The organism is Collinsella sp. OM06-18AC (assembly GCF_003438785.1).
Taxonomy (GTDB): Bacteria; Actinomycetota; Coriobacteriia; order Coriobacteriales; family Coriobacteriaceae; genus Collinsella.
The window spans coordinates 39073-62384 of sequence record NZ_QSTX01000002.1 but is presented as its reverse complement, the minus strand read 5'-3'; the positions used below and the strand labels follow the sequence as shown (position 1 = coordinate 62384).

19 protein-coding genes are annotated in these 23312 nt (G+C 60.7%); 13 read left to right on the top strand and 6 right to left on the bottom strand.

All coding sequences use genetic code 11. The features are described from left to right. Nucleotides 1-248: 248 nt before the first annotated feature. The 8 genes from DXB86_RS01730 (at nt 249) to DXB86_RS01695 (ending at nt 11382) form a co-directional block, all read left to right on the top strand. Nucleotides 249-1100, top strand: a complete 852-nt coding sequence (locus DXB86_RS01730) for a zinc ribbon domain-containing protein (protein WP_117735937.1) — start codon at nt 249-251, stop codon at nt 1098-1100. Between the two features lie 185 nt (nt 1101-1285). After that, nucleotides 1286-1918 carry a cyclodeaminase/cyclohydrolase family protein gene (locus DXB86_RS01725; RefSeq protein WP_158555253.1) on the top strand — a complete coding sequence of 211 codons (633 nt, stop codon included), beginning with the start codon at nt 1286-1288 and terminating at the stop codon, nt 1916-1918. A gap of 2 nt (nt 1919-1920) precedes the next feature. Beyond that, nucleotides 1921-2775: a bifunctional 5,10-methylenetetrahydrofolate dehydrogenase/5,10-methenyltetrahydrofolate cyclohydrolase gene (locus tag DXB86_RS01720; RefSeq protein WP_117735935.1), complete on the top strand. Its 855-nt coding sequence runs from the start codon at nt 1921-1923 to the stop codon at nt 2773-2775. 365 nt (nt 2776-3140) lie between these two features. Then, the gene (locus DXB86_RS01715) at nt 3141-4664 is read left to right on the top strand and encodes a C69 family dipeptidase (RefSeq protein WP_117735934.1); all 1524 of its coding nucleotides are present in this window, start codon (nt 3141-3143) and stop codon (nt 4662-4664) included. Between the two features lie 99 nt (nt 4665-4763). Further along, entirely contained in the window at nt 4764-5180 is a 417-nt protein-coding gene (locus DXB86_RS01710; protein WP_117583986.1) for a hypothetical protein, read from the top strand. Nucleotides 5181-5188: 8 nt separating this feature from the next. Continuing rightward, a complete protein-coding gene (locus tag DXB86_RS01705; protein ID WP_117639742.1) occupies nt 5189-6952 on the top strand; it encodes an AarF/ABC1/UbiB kinase family protein in 1764 nt (587 codons plus the stop codon). 431 nt (nt 6953-7383) lie between these two features. Next, the gene (locus tag DXB86_RS01700) at nt 7384-10497 is read left to right on the top strand and encodes an InlB B-repeat-containing protein (RefSeq protein WP_158555252.1); all 3114 of its coding nucleotides are present in this window, start codon (nt 7384-7386) and stop codon (nt 10495-10497) included. 9 nt (nt 10498-10506) lie between these two features. Continuing rightward, nucleotides 10507-11382 (top strand): DUF4430 domain-containing protein, encoded by an 876-nt coding sequence (locus DXB86_RS01695; RefSeq protein WP_233504111.1) that lies wholly within the window; start codon nt 10507-10509, stop codon nt 11380-11382. A gap of 160 nt (nt 11383-11542) precedes the next feature. On the opposite strand, the gene DXB86_RS01690 is transcribed toward DXB86_RS01695, so the two are convergent. From DXB86_RS01690 to DXB86_RS01680, 3 genes are all read right to left on the bottom strand, one after another. Further along, the gene (locus DXB86_RS01690) at nt 11543-11950 is read right to left on the bottom strand and encodes a GtrA family protein (RefSeq protein WP_055250894.1); all 408 of its coding nucleotides are present in this window, start codon (nt 11948-11950) and stop codon (nt 11543-11545) included. A gap of 218 nt (nt 11951-12168) precedes the next feature. Beyond that, nucleotides 12169-12564, bottom strand: a complete 396-nt coding sequence (locus DXB86_RS01685) for a GtrA family protein (RefSeq protein WP_006235398.1) — start codon at nt 12562-12564, stop codon at nt 12169-12171. A gap of 78 nt (nt 12565-12642) precedes the next feature. After that, nucleotides 12643-14559 carry a fructose-1,6-bisphosphatase gene (locus tag DXB86_RS01680; protein WP_117735932.1) on the bottom strand — a complete coding sequence of 639 codons (1917 nt, stop codon included), beginning with the start codon at nt 14557-14559 and terminating at the stop codon, nt 12643-12645. Between the two features lie 320 nt (nt 14560-14879). Here DXB86_RS01680 and DXB86_RS01675 point away from each other — a divergent pair, with 320 nt between their 5' ends. Further along, complete coding sequence (locus tag DXB86_RS01675; RefSeq protein WP_117735931.1) at nt 14880-15770, top strand: DegV family protein; 891 nt, start codon at nt 14880-14882, stop codon at nt 15768-15770. 80 nt (nt 15771-15850) lie between these two features. Here the strand turns inward: DXB86_RS01675 and DXB86_RS01670 are convergent, their stop codons facing one another. Next, nucleotides 15851-16942, bottom strand: a complete 1092-nt coding sequence (locus tag DXB86_RS01670) for a hypothetical protein (RefSeq protein ID WP_117735930.1) — start codon at nt 16940-16942, stop codon at nt 15851-15853. 190 nt (nt 16943-17132) lie between these two features. Here DXB86_RS01670 and DXB86_RS09955 point away from each other — a divergent pair, with 190 nt between their 5' ends. Further along, nucleotides 17133-17303 carry a hypothetical protein gene (locus DXB86_RS09955; protein WP_156333777.1) on the top strand — a complete coding sequence of 57 codons (171 nt, stop codon included), beginning with the start codon at nt 17133-17135 and terminating at the stop codon, nt 17301-17303. 24 nt (nt 17304-17327) lie between these two features. Here the strand turns inward: DXB86_RS09955 and DXB86_RS01665 are convergent, their stop codons facing one another. Beyond that, nucleotides 17328-18431: an RsmB/NOP family class I SAM-dependent RNA methyltransferase gene (locus DXB86_RS01665; RefSeq protein WP_117735929.1), complete on the bottom strand. Its 1104-nt coding sequence runs from the start codon at nt 18429-18431 to the stop codon at nt 17328-17330. Nucleotides 18432-18490: 59 nt separating this feature from the next. Continuing rightward, entirely contained in the window at nt 18491-20641 is a 2151-nt protein-coding gene (locus DXB86_RS01660; protein ID WP_117735928.1) for a methionine--tRNA ligase, read from the bottom strand. 132 nt (nt 20642-20773) lie between these two features. On the opposite strand from DXB86_RS01660, the gene DXB86_RS01655 reads away from it, so the two are divergent. The 3 genes from DXB86_RS01655 to queA all read left to right on the top strand — a co-directional run bounded on the left by DXB86_RS01655 (nt 20774) and on the right by queA (nt 23238). Next, complete coding sequence (locus DXB86_RS01655; protein ID WP_117735927.1) at nt 20774-21343, top strand: DUF3267 domain-containing protein; 570 nt, start codon at nt 20774-20776, stop codon at nt 21341-21343. 37 nt (nt 21344-21380) lie between these two features. After that, on the top strand, nt 21381-21956 hold the full coding sequence (locus tag DXB86_RS01650) for an epoxyqueuosine reductase QueH (RefSeq protein WP_117735926.1): 576 nt from the start codon (nt 21381-21383) through the stop codon (nt 21954-21956). A 70-nt stretch (nt 21957-22026) separates the two neighbouring features. Next, nucleotides 22027-23238 carry a tRNA preQ1(34) S-adenosylmethionine ribosyltransferase-isomerase QueA gene (gene queA, locus DXB86_RS01645; protein ID WP_117735925.1) on the top strand — a complete coding sequence of 404 codons (1212 nt, stop codon included), beginning with the start codon at nt 22027-22029 and terminating at the stop codon, nt 23236-23238. The last annotated feature ends 74 nt before the right edge of the window (nt 23239-23312 follow it).

The following is a 23312-nucleotide window of genomic DNA, read 5'->3' as shown; positions in this document are numbered from 1 at the left end:
GGCGATACCTCCGTTCGTTGTTTGCGGCCGTCGCTCGGCCGCGCCCCAACGGGTTCCTTACCTATAGATATGCCCCAGCTTGTGCTGCCCGGGAGTCTCGAAAGGTGGGCCATGTGTCCCATGTTTGGGGCACGGGGCGCATGGGACGGCACGGCTCAGCATCGACTTTTCCATGTTGCGCAACAGCGTCTTGGGTGGGGGCGTATAGACTTGGCTGTGACAAAAGCTAAACCACGAAAGGTCGAACGATGTTCTGTCAAAAATGCGGACAGCAAGTTCCCGATGGATCGACGTTTTGTACGCACTGTGGGGCCTCGCTGGCGGGTGGTTCCGTGCCGACGCCTACGGCTGCCGCACCGACTTCTGCGCCCACGTCCGGCCCGGGCCTGACCCAGTCGATGCCGCCGGTCACGCCCGCACCTCAAAAGCCTAAGAGCAAAGCTCCGATTGTCATCGCGGTGGCGTGTGCCGCCGTGGTACTCCTTGGGGGCGGCACGGTGTTTGCGCTTACGGTGCTAAACGGGTCAAAGAGTTCCGGCACGCAGATTTCGGTGGTCGATACCGGGTCTTCGGACGAGCAGGATTCTTCTGCCAAGAAGAAGAGCGACAAGTCCAAGTCCAAGGAATCCTCGTCGTCCGATGACGAGGCCGTTCCCGAGGACGAGTCGGCATACTACGGTTCGGGCGATTCGGACGATTACCTAACCGACGTGCATACGTACACGAACGACATGCATCCTTATAGCATGTCGATTCCCAATCGCTTTGAGATGGAAGACACTCCCAATGGCAGCGGCGCTAGGTATGAGGACCCGGAGACGGGCTTTGTAATCAACCTGTTTGGCTACGTCAACGTTAACGACGAAACTGCACACGAGATGTTTGTCGATGAGGACACCTCGGGTAAGGCCGACCTCTATACCGCGGAGGGCGACAACTGGTACGTGGTTTCGTGGCGCGAGGGCGATACGATCATTTACGAAAAGACGATCGTCACGGATTCGACAATTGCCACGGCGCATTTGGAGTACTCGACCGCGAACCGCGACATGGGGTCGAAGATTATCGACACGCTGTTGCCGACGTTTCAGGTGGACTAGGCATCCGTGCCTATAGCCGGCAATCGGAAACGCCGATAGCCAGAGCTCCTGACAGTCTTTGTCTTATGGGCTAGACTGGCTTGGACAAGATCGATGAATGGGACAACCGCTTCCTGGCGTCGTTGTCCCATTTTTTATTATGCGTGCGGCCCATGGTGGCCGGCGCGGTGGGCAGAGGTGTTTCGATGAGCCAAGAGATGATGGACAAAACCTGCCGAGGGTTTGCCGAGGCGTTGGCTGCACGCGAGCCCGTTCCCGGCGGCGGTAGCGCCAGTGCGTTTGTGGGAGCACTGGGCGCCTCGCTGTGCGGGATGGTTGCTCGCTATGGCGCGACGAACCCCGCGCTTGCCGATCGCGCGGACGATCTGACGCGCGCATTCGCCCAGGCAGACGAGTTGGCACAGGAACTTGTGGGTCTGGTCGCCGAGGACGTTCGTGCGTACGGCCAGGTGTCTGCGGCGTACGGTATTTCGCGCGAGGATCCGGCTCGACCGGCCGCGATTCAGGATGCGCTGCACGTGGCGGCCATGCCGCCGTACCGCATTATGGATGCGTGCGGTCGTGCGCTGGCGCTTCTCGAGGACATGGCGGACAAGGGCTCCCGACAGCTGCTGTCCGACGTGGCATGCGGCGCCGTATTCTGCCGCGCCGCCATGCAGGGCGCAAGCCTGACACTCTTCGCCAACACCACGTCTATGAAGGATCGTGCCCGCGCCGAGGAGCTCGAGGCGGCGTGCGATGAGCTGCTCGATACGTGGCTTCCGCGCGCCGATGCTCTGGCGCGCCGTGCCGCAGATGCCGCCAGGAAGAGGGGATAGCCATGGCCGAGCTGCTTAAAGGGGCCCCCGTTGCCCGTGCTTTGACCGAGGAGCTCGTCGCTCGCTGCGCCGCCCTGCGCGAGCGCGGCGTTGTGCCGACGCTGGCCATCGTTCGCGTGGGCGAGCGCGAGGACGACCTGTCCTACGAGCGTGGTGCACTCAAGCGCTGCGAAAAGGTGGGCATCGAAGCTCGTCGCGTATTGCTGCCTGCCGATGTTTCGCAGGATGAGCTGCTGGCGGCTATTAAGGACATCAATGCCGACCCCACTGTTCACGGTTGTCTGATGTTTCGCCCGCTGCCTGCCGGTCTTGACGAGGATGCAGTTGCCGCGGCGCTCGATCCCGCCAAGGATGTTGACTCCATGACGCCGGCCTCGCTGCTTACCACGCTTTCGGGTCGTGGAGTGGGCTTTGCTCCTTGCACGGCTGAGGCCGTGTTGGCGTTGTTGGACCATTACGGCGTTGAGCTGGATGGTACCAAGGTTGCGGCGGTCGGTCGATCGCTGGTGATTGGCCGTCCCGTTGCCGCCATGCTTACGGCTCGCAATGCCACAGTGACGATGTGCCATACGCATACGCGCGACTTGGCTGCCGAGTGCCGTTCTGCCGACATTGTTGTTGCCGCGGTTGGGCGTGCGCGTACGATTGGCGCGGATGCGGTTCGCGAGGGCCAGACGATCATCGACGTGGGTATTAACTGGGACGAGGCCGCCGGCAAGCTGGTCGGCGACGTCGATTTTGATGCTGCGGAGCCGATTGTTGGCGCCATCACGCCCGTGCCGGGCGGCGTGGGCGCAGTGACGACGGCGATTCTCGCCAAACACGTGATCGAGGCGGCGGAGCGCGCATTGAACTAGGCATTTTTGGCTGATTAGGGGGTTAGATATATACTCCCGTGACACGCCGTGTGCAAAAAATGCCAAATATGAGTACTGTTGCCAAGCTAGTCGCATATAATTTAGGTCATTTTGGCTCTCTAACGATATTTAGTATCGATAGGGACCCTATTTTATTGGACCTTTGAGGAATTACATAGTCTAACTTTTGTACAAATGTAGACTTTCGACGCCCACGCCCGGCAAAATAGCTGCTACTAAATTGGTGTCAGTACTCATATTTGACATTTTTTGCACACAGGGGTTGCTGTGGCCGTGGTTTCGCCCTTTTTGCGCCGAAGCGATACACTGTTGCCGTTTGATTTCTTCGCTCAAGGAGGATGCGCATGCCGTGCACAACGATTTTGGTTGGTAAGAACGCGAGCTACGACGGGTCGACGCTTGTCGCCCGCAACGAGGACTCGTCCAACGGGGTGTTTGAGCCCAAGCGCATGCGCGTGGTGCATCCCGACGAGCAGCCGCGTGTCTACACGAGTGTCCTGAGCCACCTGACCGTTGAGCTGCCCGACAACCCCATGCGCTACACGAGCGTCCCCGACGTTGTCCCGGGCCATGGCATTTGGGCCGAGGCCGGCTTCAACGAGCTCAATGTTGGCATGTCCGCAACCGAAACACTCACCACCAATGAGCGCGTCCGCGGCGCCGATCCGCTCGTGGACTATGTACCCGCCAAGGGCAACGAGGGCGAGGACGGCTATGTTCCGGCCCAGCCCGGCGGACTGGGCGAGGAGGATATGGTGACCCTGGTGCTGCCGTACGCCAAGTCCGCCCGCGACGGCGTGCGTATTTTGGGTGACCTGCTCGAGCGCTACGGCACCTACGAGAACAATGGCATCGCCTTTAGTGACGTTGACGAGATCTGGTGGCTCGAGACCATCGGCGGCCACCACTGGATCGCCAAGCGCGTGCCCGATGACGCCTATGTGACCATGCCCAACCAGCTGGGTATTGACAGCTTTGACCTGGACGACGCCGAGGGCGCTCAGGTCGACCACATGTGCTCTGCCGACCTGCGCTCCTGGATGGCAGAGTGGCATCTGGACCTAACGCTGGGCGTCGAGGGTGACGGTCCCGCCGCGGTCTTTAACCCGCGCGAGGCCTTTGGCTCGCACAGCGACAGCGATCACGTCTACAACACGCCGCGCGCCTGGTATATGCAGCGCTGCCTCAACCCCAGCGATGTGTGGGACGGTCCCGACGCCGACTACACGCCCGAGAGCGACGACATTCCCTGGAGCCGCGTGCCCGAGCGCAAGGTGACCATCGAGGACATCAAGTACGTGCTTTCGAGCCACTACCAGGGCACGGAGTACGACTGCTACGGCAGCAAGGGCACGCCCGCCACGCGCGGCGCCTATCGTCCCATCGGCATCAACCGCAACAGCCAGCTTGCCGTGCTGCAGCTGCGCCCCTATGCGCAGCCGGCGTATCGCGCCGTGCAGTGGATGGCGTTTGGCTCCAACTCGTTTAACGCGCTCGTACCGCTGTACGCCAATGTCGAGACCATGCCCGAGTACTATGCCGGCACGCAGGCTCGCGTGACGTCCGAGCATTTCTATTGGGCCAACCGCCTGATCGGTGCCTTGGCCGATGTTCGCTTCCATGAGTGCGGTCGCGCGGTCGAGGATTATCAGGAGAAGGTCGGCGGCATGGGCCACAAGCAGATTCATGACGTCGACGCTGCCGTAGCCGTTCTGCCCGAGGCCGAGGTGCCTGCCGAGCTTGCACGCGCCAACGAGGAGTTTGCCGAGCTCGTGCGCGTGGAGACCGATGCCCTGTTGGGCAAGGTGCTCTACACCACGAGCTGCGCCATGAAGAACTCTTTCGCGATGAACGACAACGTGAGATAGGGATTTCCCGTCGATCGAATAGCGCTAAAACGCTTTGTCGCTTTCACTCAATCTTGGGTACAAGAACGCCAATGCAGTTGTTTGTGATTGGAGACAACCATGGTTATGAAACTCGATCAGCTTGTTAACGGCGCCATCAACGTGGGCTTTGGCGCTGCCGCCGTTGCTGTCGAAGGCGGCAAGAAGGTCCTCGACGACCTTAACACCAAAGGCGAGCAGGTCCGCAAGGACACCGCCACCCCCGATATCGCCCGCAGCGTGTCCGACATGTTCGAGCAGGCCGGCGGTACCATCTCCGATCTGACCGAGCGCTTGGGCATGCAGGGCGAGACCGCGGCCCAACGCGTGCTCGACGAGCTCATTCTGGCTCGCGTCCGCGTTATGACCGCGCCCGAGCGTACGGCCTTCCTGGCCCATGTGCGCGACATCGTCGATTCGGTCGAGGACAACGTGACCTCGGTGCCCGTCGAGTCCGTTGAGCCCGACGATGCGAAGGATACCGAAGAGGCCGAGTAGCAGCGCAGATGGCAGATTCCACCACCGATTACAACAATCTAGATCCCTTGGGTGACGAGGCGGCGGTTGTCGATGAGGTCGACGCCGCCGTCTCGGGCGCTCGCAAGAAGCCGCGCGCTGTCGATATGGTGCCAGAGGAGCCCGACGCGATGGCGCCGGACGAGGAATACCAGCTCACGCCGGCGGGTCGTCGCGAACGCATCGGGCAGATTGTTCGCCTGGTCAAAAAGTACCGTGTGTGGGATAACCTCACGCCGGTTCGTTTGCGCCGCCTGCTCGAGGAACTCGGCCCCATGTTCGTCAAGATGGGGCAGATTCTGGCCAACCGGTCCGAGATTCTGCCGCAACGCTTTTGCGACGAGCTGCGTCGTCTGCGCTCCGACGTGGAGCCGGTGCCGTACGAGGTCGTACTCAGTTGTCTGGAAGAAGAATACGGCCTGCGCCTGGGGGAGATGTTCGATGCGATCGACCCCAATCCGCTTGGTAGCGCATCGCTCGCGCAGGTGCACCGCGCTCGTCTGGTGACGGGCGAGGACGTGGCCGTCAAGGTGCAGCGCCCCGGTGCGCAGCAGGTTATGGCACAGGACATCGATATCATCCGCTCGGTGGTGCGTATCGTTTCCAAGTTCGTCAACACCGATCAATTTGTTGACCTGCACGGCGTAGTCGAGGAGTTGTGGACCTCGTTTCGCGAGGAGACCAACTTTTTGGCCGAGGCCAAAAACCTCAACGACTTCTACGAGTTCCATAAGAGCGTTCATGGCGTGACGTGTCCTAAATCCTATCTGGACCTGTGCACCGAGCACGTTGTGGTTATGGACTACGTCGACGGCATTTCGATCGCCGATCCTGAACGCTTGGTGGCCGAGGGCTATGACTTGGAAAAGATCGGTGCCGCAATCGTCGAGGACTACTCGACGCAGGTGCTCGACGACGGCTTTTTCCATGCCGACCCGCATGCGGGAAACATTATCCTCAAGGACGGCATTGTCTACTTTATTGACCTGGGCATGGTCGGGCGCATGTCGAGCCATGACCGCGGCATCGTCAAGGATATGATCTTTGCCGTGGCCGAGGGCGACGTGCCCAAGCTCAAGGATTCGCTCATGCGCTTTGCCGTGACGCGCGGCGACTCGGCCGAGCTCGACCATTCGGCCTTTTTGTCCGACTTGGACTTTATCGTCGCAGACTTTGCGGGCCTCGACCTGAAGGATCTGGATATCGGCGAGTTTTTGACCTCGCTGTTAAACCTCGCGCGTAAGAATGACGTTGAGCTGCCGAGCGTGGTGACGATGTTCGCGCGCGGCATGGTGACGCTCGAGGGTTTGCTGACCGAGTACATGCCCAACGTCAACATGATCCAGATCATCCAAACGCACATTAAAAACGAGAAAAGCACCTATGCGCGCGTGCGCGACATGGGGCGCGATCTTGCCGCGAGCAGCTATCGCGCAGCAAAAGGCTCGCTCGAGGCGGCCGAGTATCTGGGCTTGGCGTCGCGCATGCTCACGCGCGGCCAGCTTAAGGTGAACACGCAGATCATGAGCAGCGATAAGGCGCTGCGACAGCTGGGTGGAATTATCGACCGCATGTCGATGGCAATTGTGATTGCCGGCCTGTTTATCGGCTCGTCGGTGGTGTACTACGCGCGCATCGAGCCGGTTGTGTTTGGTATCCCGGTCATTGGCTTTATGGGCTACGTCAGCGCACTGGTGCTGGCGCTTATGCTGGGCCGCAATATCTGGCTCAACAGTCACGGCGGCAAGCACTAGGGGCCGCGACCGTCACCGCATTTTCCTATCGCAAACAATAGCTTTTACCTTGGGCTTCGCCTGCGTGCGAGGCCCTTTTGCGTGATACCATTTTGACGGTAATAATCGATGGCCTAGATGGTGGTGCGGAGACGCATGAATGCGCGGTTTACCTGCGCGTTTGGGAGAATTGGGGTGCAAGTCCCCGGCTGTACCAGTAACCGTAATTCCTCTTGGCTCGGGATGTTCGCGTCGCAGATCGGACGACGTGCCCGAGTCGTTAAGGTTAAGTCGGATCGCCTCCCATCTTGCATGCGGCTGCGGCGTATGCCGCCGGTGTGCATAGGGCTCTGGAGGGAAGGGGGACCCCGATGGGGGAACTCGAGCGCAACATGCGCGATGACGTGGGGCAGCCTCAAGGCAACGCTCCAAGTACAGACAGTAGGAGACAAATGGATATGTTTGTGGACGAGCGCCAGCGCGTCTCGCATCGCCGTGGCGCGATTGCGCGCGGTGTAGCTAAGCGCGGCCTGGTGGCATTCCTGGCCTTCGCGATGGCCTTTGGCACCACGCCGGCTCAGCTGTGGGCCGAGGGCGCCGAGGGCATTGCCGAGGCTGTGGCTCAGGCTGCGACGCCTGCCGAGAACGGCTCTGGTGAGTCCGCGACAAGCCCCGCTGCCGACCTCAATGCGAGCGGCGTGGTGGCGAATGGGGGCACTGCCGAGCAAGATGCCGCCGCGACAACTTCGGGCCCTACCGACAAGACTGAGGACGATAGCGCTGCAGGCAATGAGGCGCCGGTTGCATCGACGTCCGATGCCTCGAAGCAGGACGCCGCCGTTGTCTCTGCCGCTGGAGAGGCCAAGACTCAGCCTGCCAAGGCCGAGAGCCAGGATGTCTCTGCCACGTGCTCCGTCGTCGGCACCGACGCCAAGGGCGCCCAGCAGACCTGGGCCGCCGCGCAGCGAATCACGCTGAAGGAGGGCTCGACCGCGGCCGACCTCTCCGAGCAGCTCTTCAAGCAGGCCGGCCTGACCACCGATTATGATCCCAACGGCACCTGGGGCTGGGCGCTCAACACGATCACGTCGCCCTTCGATAAGGACCGCAAGCTCGGCTACGACTCGGCGACCGGCGCGTACTGGCAGCTGTTCGTCAACGGCAGCGCCTCCGAGGTCGGCGCGGGCGGCTACACGCTCAAGGACGGCGACTCCGTCGTCTGGTGCTACTCGAAGTACGGCGACCCCGCACCCGAGCAGGTTTCCGTCACGATGGAGATTATTGGCAAAAAGACCGGGATAGCTCAGCGTTGGACGAACCCGTCGATCCAGGTGTTTGTTAAGGGCACGTCGATCAAGGATGCCTCCGCTGCTTACTTCGATGCCCTTGGCATAAAGTCAAAAATGTACGACGAATTTGGCTATTGGGGCGTCTATAGTCTCGTATCTCCGCTTGATGGCATCGAGCTGTCGGGTGCATGGTCGTTCTTTGTCAACGGCGTTCCTGGGTCTCAGCTCGATAGCGATTATGTGCTCAAGTCTGGCGACAAAATCGTCTGGGCTTTTGCTCCCGGCGATACTGTGCCCGGCGTCGACAGTGTTGTTGTTGACCCGGGTGCCGCACGTCCTAACTGGGATAGCGATTGGCCTGGTTATACGAGCGCCGACAAAGTAACCGACGCTCCTGTGCCCACGAAAGACGCTGAGGCAAAATGGGTGAGCGAGCTCAAGGGCTCGAACGAATGGAGCAAGGGTATTTCCGACCCGTTGCTGGTCGGTGACTACCTCTACGTGGCCGTTGGTTCCAAGCTGCTCAAGAAAGATGTCGACACGGGTGAGACCGTTGCCGAATCGCCTTTGGCGGCAAAGATCGATTCGACCTCGCGTATGGTATACACTGGCGGCGTGATGCTCGTGCCGCTTTCGAGCGGTCGCCTGCAGGCGCTGACGGTTGATGCTCTGGCGACGGTTTGGGTAACCGATGAGTTGCCTGCTGGCCCCGATGGTGCTCAGCAGTCTCTTGCGTCCATTACGGTTCGTGACGGCTTTGCCTACTTTGGGACGGCATCGGCCAGCTGGTCCGACTCGAGCGACGGCTACCTGCTCTGCGTGCGCATCTCCGATGGCAAGGTTATGTGGCAGCATAAGAACGAGAACAGCAAGGGCTATTACTGGGCCGGCTTGGCGTTCTCGGGCAATTATGGCGTCATCGCAGATGATTCCGGTACGGTGAGCACGGTCGACCCCGAAACTGGAAAGACCGTTGCGTCGCTCAAGATTGCCGAGCGCGTGCGCACGACGGTGCTGGTCGATGGATCGATTGCCTATGTCGTGAGCGCCGATGGCGTTTTGCATAAGCTTTCGGTTGGAACGGACGGAACCCTTTCTGAGCTTGGCAAGGTGACGTTTGGTGGCAGCTCGACCTCGACGCCGGTGCTGGCCAACGGCAAGATTGTGGTCGGAGGCTCATCGACCGAATCCTTTATGGGCGGTTATCAGAACAAGTACACGTATCACTACGGTCAGCTTGCAGTGATTGATGCCGAGACGCTTTCCGTGGACTATTCCATTTGCAAGGCGGACGGTAGCTATATTCGTCAGGGGGCTTCGGGCGGCGGTGATGTAAAGTCGCAGCCGGTCGTTTCTGTCCAGAATGGCGAGACGTACGTCTACTTTACGTCCAACAACAACCCGGGCGGCATCTATCGTTACCGTATTGGCGATGACGAGGCCGAACTGCTTTATACGCCCGTGGCGGGCGACCAGCAGTACTGCATGGCTTCTATTTCGGTCGGATCCGATGGTTCACTCTACTATGTCAATGACTCGGGCAAGCTGTTTGCTGTCAAGGGTAATGGCCAAAGGGTCAAGCGCTATACCGTGACGTTCGACGCCAACGGTAAGGATGCGGCGATGCCCGATTCTCAACGCGTGAAGGAAGGCAAGGCGGCGACGGAGCCCTCGACTCAGCCACAGTGCAAGGGCTACACTTTCGGCGGTTGGTTCACCGATGAGGCTTGCACGCAGGCGTATGACTTCAGTACGCCAGTGACGGCCGATCTGACACTGTATGCCAAGTGGACCAAGAATGCCGTTAACCCTGGCGGCAATGGCGGTTCTGGCACTAATGGTGGCAACGGTGGCGCTGGCAACGGTTCCGGCGCTGGCGCTGGCACTGGCACGGGTTCCGGCTCCGGCTCTAAGGGCCAGCAGGCCGGCGGCGCTATCGCCCCGGGTCATAAGCCGACGACCAAGACGACGGTGTCGACCAAGACCGAGACCAAGGACAACAAGTCCGACAAGAAGGACACCGATAAGTCCGATAAGAAGGACGAGAAGAAGTCTGACAAGAAGTCTGACAAGAAGGACAACAAGTCCGACAAGAAGTCCGATTCCAAGTCCGATTCCAAGTCCGATACGGGTGCTGCTTCCACGACCACTGCTAAGAAGTCCTCTAGTGCTTCCGAGCAGGAGACTGGCACCAACCCGCTCGCCATTGTTGGCGTTGCCGCCGGCGTCATCGGTCTCGCCATCGTCGGCGTGTTCGTGTTCACCAAACGTCGGTAGGTGAGGGCTGTGTCCAATAAATCCAAGGACGCTGACCCCAAGCAACCAGATTCCTCGTTCATTCAGTTCGACGAAGCAAAGCAACAGGGCGCCGCTTCGGCGGCGTCCGCCCCTCGTCGCAAGACGCTCCTCGGCGTCCTGACTGCCGCGTGCACCATTCTGATCGTCGTCTCGCTGGGTTTCGTCCATCCTTCCGAGAGCGGTGCCTGGTCCATCGACTGGATCATTCAGACCGTGACGGGGGAGAGCGTCGTCACCAAGGACACCAAGGTGTCTGGCTCGACTACGACTTCGGGCGAGGCCAGTTCCAAGGATTCCAAGTCATCGAATGACGCAAAAGATGAGTCCAAGTCCAAGGACGATTCCGAGTCTTCAAACAAGGAATCGGACAAGAACTCGGATAACAAGAAGTCCGAGGACCAGGACGGCAAGAAGTCTGGCGATAAATCCGCTGCCCAAAATACGGGAGCCGGTGATACTTCCAATGCGTCTGGCGGTGGCCAGTCGTCTGATGGAGCCTCATCCTCTAATGGTGGAAACGCCTCCTCGGGCGGCCAGAGCGGCTCGCAGGAGTCCAGCTACGTAACAGTGACGGTTTCGGTCACATCGAGCGCTGTGGGCAATCCTGTGTCTTCTGGTGGCACCTTTACCTTTAACGAAGGCGCTACCGTCTATGATGCCCTGTGCGCGCTGGGCCTTTCCGTTAACGCACATGGCTCGTCGTACGGCACGTATGTCTCCGCGATTGGTGGTTTGGCCGAGAAACAGTACGGTGGCACGAGCGGCTGGATGTACTCCGTCAACGGCACAACGCCCATGACGGCCTGCAGTAACTACGTTCTCTCCAATGGCGACAACGTGGTCTGGTATTACGTTACAGGCTAGGGACCTCGACATAGTGCGCCAGACGGGCGGTTCGGACAAACATCCGGGCCGCCCGTTTTTCATGCGAATGGGACTGGGTCGCCGGGTCTCTCGGCAAACAAAAAAACCGGTTGGAACGGGAATTCCAACCGGTTATACATTCAAGCAAATAGTGAATCGACTACGACCGTGCGCCCTCGAGAAAGAAGCGACGGCTGAAGTAGTTGTACCAGGTGACGAGGAACGTGGCGATGGCCTTCATGGCCTGGTAGCCGATGCTCAAAAACGTGACGCCCACAAACATGTATAGGTCGTTGAGGCCCAGGCCGATCACCGACAGGATGGTGAAGATCGTGAACTCGCGCTTGCGGCTCATGCCCTCGCGGTGGTCGAACACATACTTCATGCTGAGCCAGTAGTTGACCACGACGGACGTGGTAAACGAGACCGTGGTGCTCATCAAAAAGTCGAGATGAAACAGCTCGACAAGCGCAATGAGCATACCCCAGTCGATGCCAAAGGAGATAAGACCCACGACAGCGAACTTGAGGAACTGCTTGGTATGAGGTTGTGCCAGTGCCTTGCGCACGTAATCACATCCAATGCGTTGATGAATCGAGCAGAGGATACTTTAGAGCTTTTGCAAGGGAAACGTAAGGTCTTTGCCAAGAACTATACGAACTCGCCAAATTTTCAAGAGCTAATCCGCAAACGTTGAAAATTTGCCCGTAAACGAGCAAAGCCCACGAACAACACAGCGCTCGACGCGCGTCATCCGTGGGCATCGTAAAGCTGTAAGGTTGCGAGTTACTTGGTCTCGTCGCCTTCCAGGAAGATCTTTCGGGTCACAAAGTTGTAGACCATGACAAGCGCGGTGGCGCAGATCTTGGCGATATTGGCCTCGAGTCCCAGACCGGCGTTGAGTGTCAACACGATACCGTCGTTGAGTGCCAGGCCGATCACGGACAGCACGACAAAGATAATGAACTCGCGGCGGCGGCTCATGCCTTCCTTGTGTGCAAACACGTACTTCATGCTGGCGAGGTAGTTAAAGATGAGTGAGATGATAAAGCCGCTGGTATTGGCGATCAGGATGTTGAGGCCCAGACCGTAGTGGAGCAGATTCATAATGCCAAAGTCGATGACCGTGGCAATGACACCGACGACGCCAAACTTCATGATCTGCGCAAGGAGCTTTTGCATGGTACCTGCCTTATGGTGGCGCCGGGGCGCCGTGGGGATGACAAACTCAGCAAGTTTAGCCAATCCCCGCGGGTGGGGCTAGACGCGCTCCTCGATAGCACCGTTTCTATATGCATCGAGCAGCTGGCGCAGATCCTGGATCTGGCTGCGAATCTTGGCGCCAGTATCGGTGTCGCTCACCATGCGGCGACGGTCTGCTTGGTCAAAACGGTTGGTCTCGCTTTCGATGTCCACGTTGCGCGTGAGTGCCTCGGCAACCGTCGTAAAGGCCCGGTGCGACTTGAGGCGGCAGCCGCGCGAGCTCGAGATGAGCGTATAGCCGGCGATACCCGTCTTGGGATGGTAAGCGCGGCAGAAGCCGCCATCGATGACCAGCAGTTTGCCCTCGGCGCGGATGGGCTGCTCACCCTTGGTGGTTTTAACGGGCGTGTGGCCGTTGATGATGTGGCCGGTCGGTGAACATGCCATGGGCACGACGCCAAACTCGCGCATGATGTCATCGCAGACCGAGGGCGACTTGGTAAGCGTAAAGTACGGGTCCATCGGCTCGACCCAGGTGCTCTTATCGGCGATATAGGCGCGCTCAAAGGTACGCACCAGGCGTCCGCTGGCGGGTGAGTTAAAGCCAATCCACAGGTACCACATCCAGTCGAGGGCGTCGCGGTCGCCCACGCGCCAGGCGCGGCGGGCGATGTGGTCGCAAAAATCGAGATAATCGCGGCCAGCGTGCCAGGTGCCCAGACAGTTCATGCTGCTAAAGGTGCCGTCTTCGTTGAGCGGTACGCAGCCGTGGAAGAGCAGATTGCCGTTGGCGACCTTGTACATCGAGCCATGGGAAAAGAGGAAATCGATATGGCGATGCAGGTGATCGGCGGTGACAAACTCGGACACGAGCTTGTCGATGATGTGCTGCTCCTGGGGCGTGAGCGTATAGGGGTCCGCCGGGTCGACGGTGGGGAAGTCGTTGGTCGTGAGCGGCCACACACTGCCGTCGGCGAGCGTGACCGTGCCGGTGTCGTGATCGATTTTGTCGAGTAACAGGCGGTCGGTCATATCGAACTCGGGGTGGCGCTGGATAATCTGGCCCTCGAGCTTAAAGAGCAGCACGTTGATGGCCTTGATCAGCGGGGTGATGGGCTCACCGTCGGTGTAGGTGGCATCGGCAAAGGCGACAAGCTCACGCAGCGAGATGCCGTAGTCGTTCTCCAGGATCTCGTAGTTGTCGTAGCGTAGGTTGTTGCGCAGCACCGTGGCGATGCAGGCGGGCTCGCCGGCAGCGGCGCCCATCCACAGCAGGTCGTGGTTGCCCCACTGGATGTCGAGCGAATGGTAGGTGAGCAGGCGGTCCATAATCTTGGCCGCGCCGCCGCCGCGGTCGAAGATGTCGCCCACCAGGTGCAGGTGGTCGACGGCCAGGCGCTTGATGAGCGAGGCAAGCGACTCGATAAAGTCGTCGGCGCTGGCGGTCTCTAGGATGGACTCCACGATGCGCTCGTGATAGCGCACGCGATAGTTGTTCTCGTCCGGGTGCGTGTGTAACAACTCGTCGATGATATAGGCGTAATCGCGCGGGATGGCCTTACGCACCTTGGAGCGCGTGTAGCGGCTTGAAAGCGAACGAGCGACCATGATGAGCTGGTCAAGCATCGTCTTGTACCAGGTGGGTGAGTCCTCGCGCTGGCTGCGGACCAGCTCGATCTTCTCGCGCGGGTAGTAGATAAGCGTGCACAGCTCGCCCTTCTCGTCAAAGGAGAGCGTTTCGCCAAAGATTTCGTCGATATGCTCGCGCACGACGCCCGAGCAGTTGTTGAGGATGTGCATAAAGGCTTCGTACTCGCCATGCACGTCGCTCATAAAATGCTCAGTGCCTTTGGGCAGGTTGAGGATGGCCGAGAGGTTGATGATCTCGGTAAACGCGGATTGCTCGGTGGGAAACTGTCTCGACAGCAGGCGCAGATACTTGAAGTCTTGCGGATTGCGATCGAATGCGACCATGAAACACCTTCCGATAGGGCTGGTAAAACTGATAAACAGCGTAAAACGTTTATCAGTATGCGCCGCTTTTGTTTCGATTGGGGATGGGCAGCCGAATTGTTAGCCGAACGGTTTGGTAAATCGATTTAGTGGAGGTAGATATGGCGGTTGAGTGGAGACGACAGAGGGTGTTTTCTCAGATATTTATGCGTGGGGCCGGTGGAGACGATGGTGGTAAAGATGTTCGCTATTTTTGGTTCGATTTGGTAAATAGTGGACATATGTACCGTATGTAGGCTCACTGTGCGATAATTTGCGCAGCAATGAGTAAGGAGCCTCATATGAGTGATTTTGTTCTGACCTGTGAATCCGCCGCCGACCGAACCCGTGAGTTCTTTGCGTCGCGCAATATCCCTGTCGTGTGTTTTCATTACGAGATCGACGATGTTGTCTATACGGACGATCTGTATCAGTCGATTACGCCGGACGAGTTTTTTGCCCAGATTGCCGCGGGCGCCATGCCCAAGACGTCTCAGGTGAGCGTGGGTGAGTACGAGGAGTTTTGGGAGCCGTTTGTTGCCGAGGGCAAAGACGTGCTGCACCTGACGTTGTCATCGGGTATTTCGGGCACGTATGGATCGGCCTGCGTTGCGGCGCAGATGCTCGCGGATCGCTATCCCCAGGGCGGCAAGGTGCGCGTCATCGATTCGCTGGCGGCGTCTTCGGGCTTTGGCCTGTTGCTGGAATATGCCGCCGACGTGCGCGATAGCGGGGCGTCACTCGACGAGACGGCCGCTTGGATCGAGGAGCACAAGCTCAACCTGCACCACTGGTTCTTCTCGACCGATCTGTCGAGCTACCTGCGCGGCGGTCGCATTTCGGCCGCGAGCGCGATCATCGGCACGGCGCTTAAGATTTGCCCGCTTATGACGGTCGATTGCGAAGGTGGGCTGTCGCCACGTGAGAAGATTCGCACTAAGAAGCGCGCGATTTCCGAGATGGCTAAGACCATGATGGCACACGTGCAGGACGGTGCGGATTATTCGGGTAAGTGCGTCATGTCGCACTCGGCGTGCCGCGAGGATGCCGAGGCAGTTGCGGCGCTGATCGAGGAACAGATTCCGCAGCTTAAAGGCAAGATTGAGATCAATAACATCGGTACTCTGATTGGCTCGCATACCGGACCTGGCACGGTGGCGCTCTTCTTTATGGGCGACAAGCGCGTGGATTAATTTGCCCCATCACATCGCTGCATGATTGCTCAAACGAAAACGGCCCGCCTCACGTTTGTGGGGCGGGCCAAGATGTTTTGCTAGCGTTTCTTTCCGCGGAAGAAGAAGCCGTGCAGTGACGGCTTGAGGCCGCGGTTGGCGCGACGCTCCTCGATATGATCGTGGATCGAAGCGACGCGCTCGATAACCTCGTCGGGAATCGGCACGTCGGGATTCATGTTCTCGACCTGGCTGACCTCGGCGGCGGCGACCTGGTCGATAATGGGCACATCGTCGTGCGAGATGACAGGCGTGGCGTCTTCTTTCATCTTGCGGTAGCGCTGCATCATGTCGGTCTGTAGCTGCTGGGCCGAAGGCGGTGTCCAGATGATGGCGTTGGCACCGGCGGCGATGGTCTCGCGGATGCTCTCGGGCGTCTTGCCGCCCGGCGCGATGAGCGGCAGGTTGGGATAGTGCTTGCGCAGCTCGCGTAGGACCTGGGGCGTGTTCTTGCCGGCGGCGATGTTAAGAATCTTGGCGCCGGCGCGCACCTTGGCGTGAGCATCGTCGTCGCAACGTACGACCGTGGCGATGACGGGGATGTCGGCGATGTTGGTGATGTGCTCGACCATCTCGGCGGTGGCGGGGGAGTTGACCACACAGCCCGCCGCACCCTGCATCTCGGAGACGGCTGCCATCTGAACGGAGCGCTTGCCGGTGGTGGTGCCACCGCCCACGCCTACGAAGACCGGGCACTCGGCGACGGTCAGCAGCGCCTGCGTAATGGCGGGCTGCGGCGTGAAAGGGTAGACCGCAAAGACGGCATCGGCGTTGGAGTTGCGGATGACCGCGACATCAGTGGTGTAAATGAGCGACTTGATGCGGCGGCCGAAGAGCGTGAAGCCGCTGGCCTCCTCGATCTCGTCGGGCATGCGGAGGGCCGCCTTGCGCAAACGCCCGTCGATGGGCAGGGGCTCCATAGGGAGCAGGCCGTTGGGCGTGACGGCTACCTGGGGCTCGGTGAACTCGTCTGCGAGCTCGACCTCGGAGAAATCGACCGAGGCGACGATGTCCTCGTGAACCTCGGCGGGCACATCGATGGGAGCTTGGTCGTTTGCCGCGGCAGGCGTGTCGAAGGAGCTGGTGCCGACGAAGGCGTCGACGCGCTCGTTTAGATCGTTGAGGGTATCCATGGAGGCTCGATTCTATGTGATGACGGCCGGCAGGGTGCCGGCAGCGTTGTGCTTGCTAAATCGTTTGACGAGTTGATTTTTCCCCGCCGCGTCCTCCGTTAGACCGAAGGGCGGCGAACGTGAAGGAGCTGTGGTGGCGGTGATCGAGGTGCTATCTTGAAAGTCCCGTTTAAAAGAGAGGTGACGCGGTATGGAATTTTCGGCAATGTTGGGCTCGATTGGCCTATGCGTGGGCGCAATCGTAGCCGCCGCGGTCATCTACTTTGTGGTCACGGCCATTAAGGGCAAAAGGGCCGAACGCAAGGAGCGCACGATGCTTAAACAGCATCGCGACCAGCAGGGCAAACGCGCACGGAGATAGCTTGTTGAGTTTTGGATCCGTGCGCTAGCTGCGTTTTCGGATCAGGGCAATGTAGAAGCCCTCAAATTCGCGGCTGGGCGGAATGGTGAGCGTGCCGGGCAGGCCGTTGGCGATGGCCGATACCTGACCCGCGGCAATGGCCTCGGTCAGGGCGTTGGACTCGATGCGCGGCTCCTCACCAGCTTCCTGGGCACGGCGTGCCTCACTTTCGCTTGGCGTGCCGTCGAGGGGGATGAGCTCGCAGTCCATATGCTTGTCGAGGGCTTCTTGCAGGGCGTCCTCGTTTTCCTGCGGCAAGATCGAACAAGTCGAATAGACGAGCGTGCCGCCCGGTTTGAGGGCTCCCATGGCGCGGTCCAGAAGCGCACGCTGCGAGCGGGCGCATTTGACGAGCAGCTGCTCGGTCAGGCCGCGCAGGCTTTTCTCGTTGCCGCTGATGACGGTGCCCGTGCCGGTGCAGGGAGCGTCGAGCAGGATGCGGTCAAAGCGGAAGAACTCGTCGAGCTCGCGTGCGTCGGTGCGCATGACGGGCACGTTTTTTGCGCCTTGGCGGTGGAGGTTGGCTTCGAGCTTCTCGGCGCGGGGAATGCTCATCTCGCAGGCGGTAAGGTGCGCCTGCCCCTGCGTGAGGGCGGCGATCTGCGTCGTCTTGCCGCCAGGGGCTGCGCACATGTCCAGGATGTCCTCGCCTGCCTGTGCGCCCAGGACCAGCGGCGGCATCATGGACGACAGGCTCTGCAGGTAGATCTTGCCGTCGCGGTAGATGTCGAGGTCCCACAGATCGGAAACCTGGGCCTCGGGCAAGATAAAGGCGTCTGGGTACCAGGCGACGGGGTTGTGGGCGATGCCGGCGGCATCGAGCGCCACAGCGATGTCCTCGGCGGTCGCCCTGAGCGTGTTGGCGCGCAGTGTGACCGGGCGTGTGGCCGCGGCGCCGAAGCCCTCGATCATGAGCTCGGCATCGGCGGGCGCATAGGCGCCGGCGACCGTGTCGACCATAAAGCGTGGCAGGTCGGCAGCGCAGGGAAGGGCGGCAAGCTGGTCGGAAAGCTCGGTGGCGGCAAACTGCCTGAGCTTGAGCTCGGCCTTGACCTGCTTTTTCTGCTTACGACGACGCGGCTTGGACATCCGTCTTTCCTTCCCATCCCAAATTGACTACTTTCCGGACACGCCGCTGCTGGCGTGCTTTAGTACTGGCTCTCGTGCTTGCTAAAGAAGTCGAAGCGCGGGGGCAGCGGCTTCACGCGGTGCTCGCCGGGCTTCTCGCCCAGGATCTCCACGAACTCGTCCGTGGAGGCAAAGATGTTATCCCAGCTAAAGAAAGCGACCGGGTCGACGTCGAAGTACTCGCAGATGAGCTCGCAGCCGGCCGGCACAATACCGTGCATCAGGACGGTCGCCACGCGCAGCTCGGTAAAGGCGTCGACAAGGGCCTGCGTCATCGCGGCATTGGCCGGCTCGCCCTCGAGCTTGTTGGCGGCCTTGGAGGCGTCGCTCCAGCGCTTGTTGGCGGCACGCAGGTAGTCGTCGCACACGGCAAGCGCGCGGTGCGTCTCGAACTTGTACATGGCTTGCTCAAAGGCGAGAGCTGCCTGCTCGGCGGCTTCGACCACGGTGGCGGAGGCGGCGCCGGCGGGGATGCAGCCGTTGCGATAGGGGCTCTCGTCGCCCTCCTTGGCGGCGACGCCGTAGAAGCAGCTGCGGGCCAGGCGGTTGAACACGCCGGTCAAAAGGGCGCTCTCCTTAAGGGCCGGATCGATAACGCGCTTGTCGTCGCAGGCACGCACCTCGTTGCCGTCCTTGTCCTTGCCGGTCACACGCGTGTCGTATGCCTTGGGACTAAAGCTCACCGGCTTCTCGGATAGGCCGAGCGACAGCCAGTGCGCGCGCATCTGCTCGCAGGTGTAGTGGTTGAGCAGGTCGTCTGCCGGCGGGGGAGGCGTCTGCGAGGACGAGCTGGCCTTTTTGCCCATGTAGAGCAGGTGATAGCAGGCGCTGACGGTGCTCTGCGTAAGGTCCCAACCCAGGGCCTCCCACATGGCGGTTTGCGCGATGCAGTAGAAATAGATGTTATCCTGACCGATGAACTGGTAGATCTGCGCGTCGTCAGAGCACCACCAGTCGCGCCAGTCGAGCGAGCTGTGCTGGTAGGTGGGCGCGGGGACCTGCGTGGAATCGGCGGCGGGCTCGCCCATGAGGGCGGCATCCTGGGCGGCGACGCCCTCGGTCACGCCGGCGGCGCGGGCGTCGCGAGCGAGTACGGTGCGGGTGTAGCTGATGGGCGCCCACAGGCTCTCGGGCCAGCACCAGCAGGTGACGTCGTTCACGCCGTCAACCTCGGGCACCGGAACGCCCCAGTCGATGTTGCCGGTGATGCGGAAGGGCACGAGCGCCTTGCCGCTGCGGAAACGCACGCCGCCGTTGGCGAGCACCGCGTGGGCGTCGTCGCGTTCCTTCCAGCTGGGGAAGGTGACGGTAAAGCTGCTCTTGTTGCCCTCGGGCTCCAGCACGGTGTGCTCGGGCAGCTGGTCCTCGACGGCATCGAAGGCCTCGCGGAATTTGTTCTGAATGTAGAGCTGTGCCGGCAGCAGCCACTCCTCCATGGTCTTGGAGACCACGGAGCGAACCTGCGGGTTCTGGGCGAGCTTGGCGGTGTAGGTCTTCATAAAGTCGAGGTAGGCCGGCAGGTCGAAGTAGAGGTTGTCGACCGGGCGCAGCTCGGGCACCTCGCCGGTGAGCTGGCTCTTGGGCGCGATGAGCTCCTCGGGCTCAAACTGGTGACCCAGGTCGCACTCGTCGGCGTACGCCTTCTCGGACTTGCAGCCTTGGATGGGGCAGCGGCCGATGACCTGGCGGCCGTTGAGGAATGTGCCGGCCTTGGCGTCGTAGAACTGCAGCGTGGAGCGCTTGGAGATGGTGCCCTGCTCGTGCAGGCGCTCGATAATCTCGGCGGTAACCTCGTTATGGATCTGGGCCGCCGGCTCAAGGCCCGAGCCGCCGTAGATATCGCAGCTGATGTTGTAGTTGTTGAGGGTCGCGGCCTGGCGGGAGTGATTGGACTCGACATATTCGCCGATGGACTTGTCGTAGCCTTCGTTCTCCTTGAGCTTGCGGTAACTCTCCATGATGGGCGAGCCGTAGCAGTCGGTGCCCGAGGTGAAGATGACGTTCTCGCGGCCCAGACGGTCGCGCAGGAAGCGGGCGAAGAAGTCGGCCGGGACAAAGACGCCACCAACGTGGCCAAAGTGAAGGCCCTTGTTGCCGTAGGGCTCGCCGGCGGTAACGATGGCGCGGCGAGGCCAGCTGGGACGGTCGTTCATGGAGTATTTGGATGCCATGGGACTCCTTCGCATATGGTGAGAGCGCGGCCGGGCGCAAGGCCTGGCGACGCGGTGGTCAATTCGTGCATATCGTTCGACATTATCGCACATGCGGACGGGTACGTGGCAGGGGCGCTATCCTAAGATGCTATGAATGAGATTTCCAACATACATGCGTTTGAGGACGAGGATTTTCTGCACGCCTGCTTTGTGTGGGGGATGGCAGTGCTTGGTGCATTTGCCGTGTGCCTGGTGCCGGTGTTTATGCTGCTGGGCGGGCCTGCAGACTTGGATGCGGCTGACGCGGGCGGCTGGATGGCCGTCTTGGGCTGGATAATCGGCTTGGGTGCGGTTTCGGCGGCGTCATTTGCCGTGCACGAGCTGGTGCACGCGGTGTTCTTTAAGCTGTTTGCGCCTGCTGGTGCTCGGGTGACCTTCGGAGCAAATCTCGAAACCTGCATGATTTACGCCTGCGCCGAGGGCGTTGTGTATTCGCGCCGGCGGTACATGGCGGTTTGCCTGGCGCCGACGGTTATCGTGACGGCGGCGTTTGCCCTGGGGTTTACATGTTCGGGCTATCCGCTGCTGTGCTACCTGGCGGCCGGCTTGCATTTGTCGGGCTGTGTGGGCGACTGGTATTACGTGCGGACCATTTTGCGCGACCGCCGCATTGTCGCCTGCGAGGACACGTCCTTTGGCGTTCGCTTTTTCGCAAGGTAGTCTTTTTGGGATGATTTTTCTGGGAGAGGAGATGTCCATGAAGCCGCTGCTGCTGCATGCGTGCTGTGCGCCGTGCTCGCTTGAGCCGGTCCGCCTGCTGCGCGAGGAGGGGTTTGAGCCCACGATTTGCTGGACCAACCCCAATATTCAGCCGCGCGATGAATGGCAGCGCCGCCTGGACGAGCTGCGCCGGTGGTGTGCCGACGGCGGCATCGAGCTCATTGAGGCAAGCGAGGATCGCGAGCGCTGGGAGGCCGGCGTGGCCCCGCTGGGTGCCGATCGGCCCCGTCGCTGTCGCGCGTGCTATGCCCTGCGTCTGGCCGAGGCGTGCCGCGTGGCCCAGGAGCACGGGTTTGAGTTTGTGGGTACGACGCTCGCCGTCTCGCCGTATCAGCTGTTCGATACCTGTAATGACGTGCTTGAGCGCTTGGCAGCGGCACATGGGCTCACCCCGGTCATTCGCGATTTTCGCCCGTATTACCCCGAGGCCACGCGTCGTTCGCGCGAGCTTGGCATGTATCGGCAGAACTACTGTGGTTGCCGCTTCTCGGCCGTCGAGGCGGCCATGGACCGCGCCCGTATCCGCGATGAGCGTAAAGCCGCCAAAAAGTAGTTCATTTGGGACGTTAGCCTGCTAGGATGTAGAGCGGACTTTAGCTATATAAGGAGAATCCGACGTGTCTATGCGTACCGATGATTTTGACTATAACCTTCCTGAGGAACTGATTGCCCAGGCTCCTGCCGAGCCGCGTGACTCCTGCCGCCTGCTGGTGGTGGATCGCAAAGGCTCCCAGGCAGGAACGCCGCTGGAGCATGGCGGCACCGTCGAGCACCGCATCTTCCGCGACATCATCGACTATATCGAGCCGGGCGATGTGCTCGTCATCAACAAGACACGCGTGATGCCGGCCCGCCTGATCGGTCGCAAGGCAGGCTCGGGCGGCGTGGTCGAGACGCTGCTACTCAAGCGCCGCGAGGACGTTGACCCGCTGGGCCACGTTTGGGAGTGCCTGGTCAAGCCGGGTAAGCGCCTGAAGCCCGGTGCTCAGATTGAGTATCGCGCCGGTGGCGCCCATGCGCCCGAGGGCGCGCCCGTGGTGCTGACGGCCGAGGTCGTCGACTTTGTCACCGATAGCCGCGGCGGCCGTCTGGTGCGCTTTGAGCCGGCCGGTTGCAATGCCGCCGGCGAGCCGCGCACGCTCGACGAGGCCATTCACGCCGCCGGTCACGTGCCGCTGCCGCCCTACATTACCGATTACGAAGGCGATCCCGAGAAGTACCAGACCGTCTATGCCATGAAGGAGGAGCACTCGGCTGCCGCTCCCACGGCGGGTCTGCACTTTACGCCCGAGCTCATGGCGGCTATCGAGGCCAAGGGCGCGAAGTTTGCCGCCGTCGAGCTCGAGGTGGGCATCGATACCTTCCGTTTGGTGGAGGAGGACGATCCCACGCAGCATGTGATGCACACCGAGCGCTACCACGTGTCGCAGGAGGTTGTCGACGCTGTGCATAAGGCTAAGGCCGAGGGGCATCGCGTGATCGCCGTCGGCACCACTGCAGTGCGCTCGCTCGAGAGCGCCTTTGACACGGATGCCCCGGTGTCCGATCCGGCCGTGACAGCGCGTTATTTTGAAGGCCGTGAGGACGGCGCCGACACGCTCGGCCGCGGTGACATCGTGGTGCGCGAGAACGCGACGACGCAGCTCTACCTCATGCCTGGCTCGACCTATCACGTGGTCGACGCGCTGATCACGAACTTCCACGTGCCGCGCTCTACGCTCATGATGCTCGTGAGCGCGCTGGCCTCCCGCGACCAGATCATGGATGCCTACGCCGCCGCTATCGAGGAGCGCTATCGCTTCTTCAGCTTTGGCGACGCCATGCTCATTTTGTAGGTTACGGCGTTTTACAAACGCCGTAACCGGCCGACGCTGCAAACCCTCCTAAGCGGCAATCTGACGTTCAATCG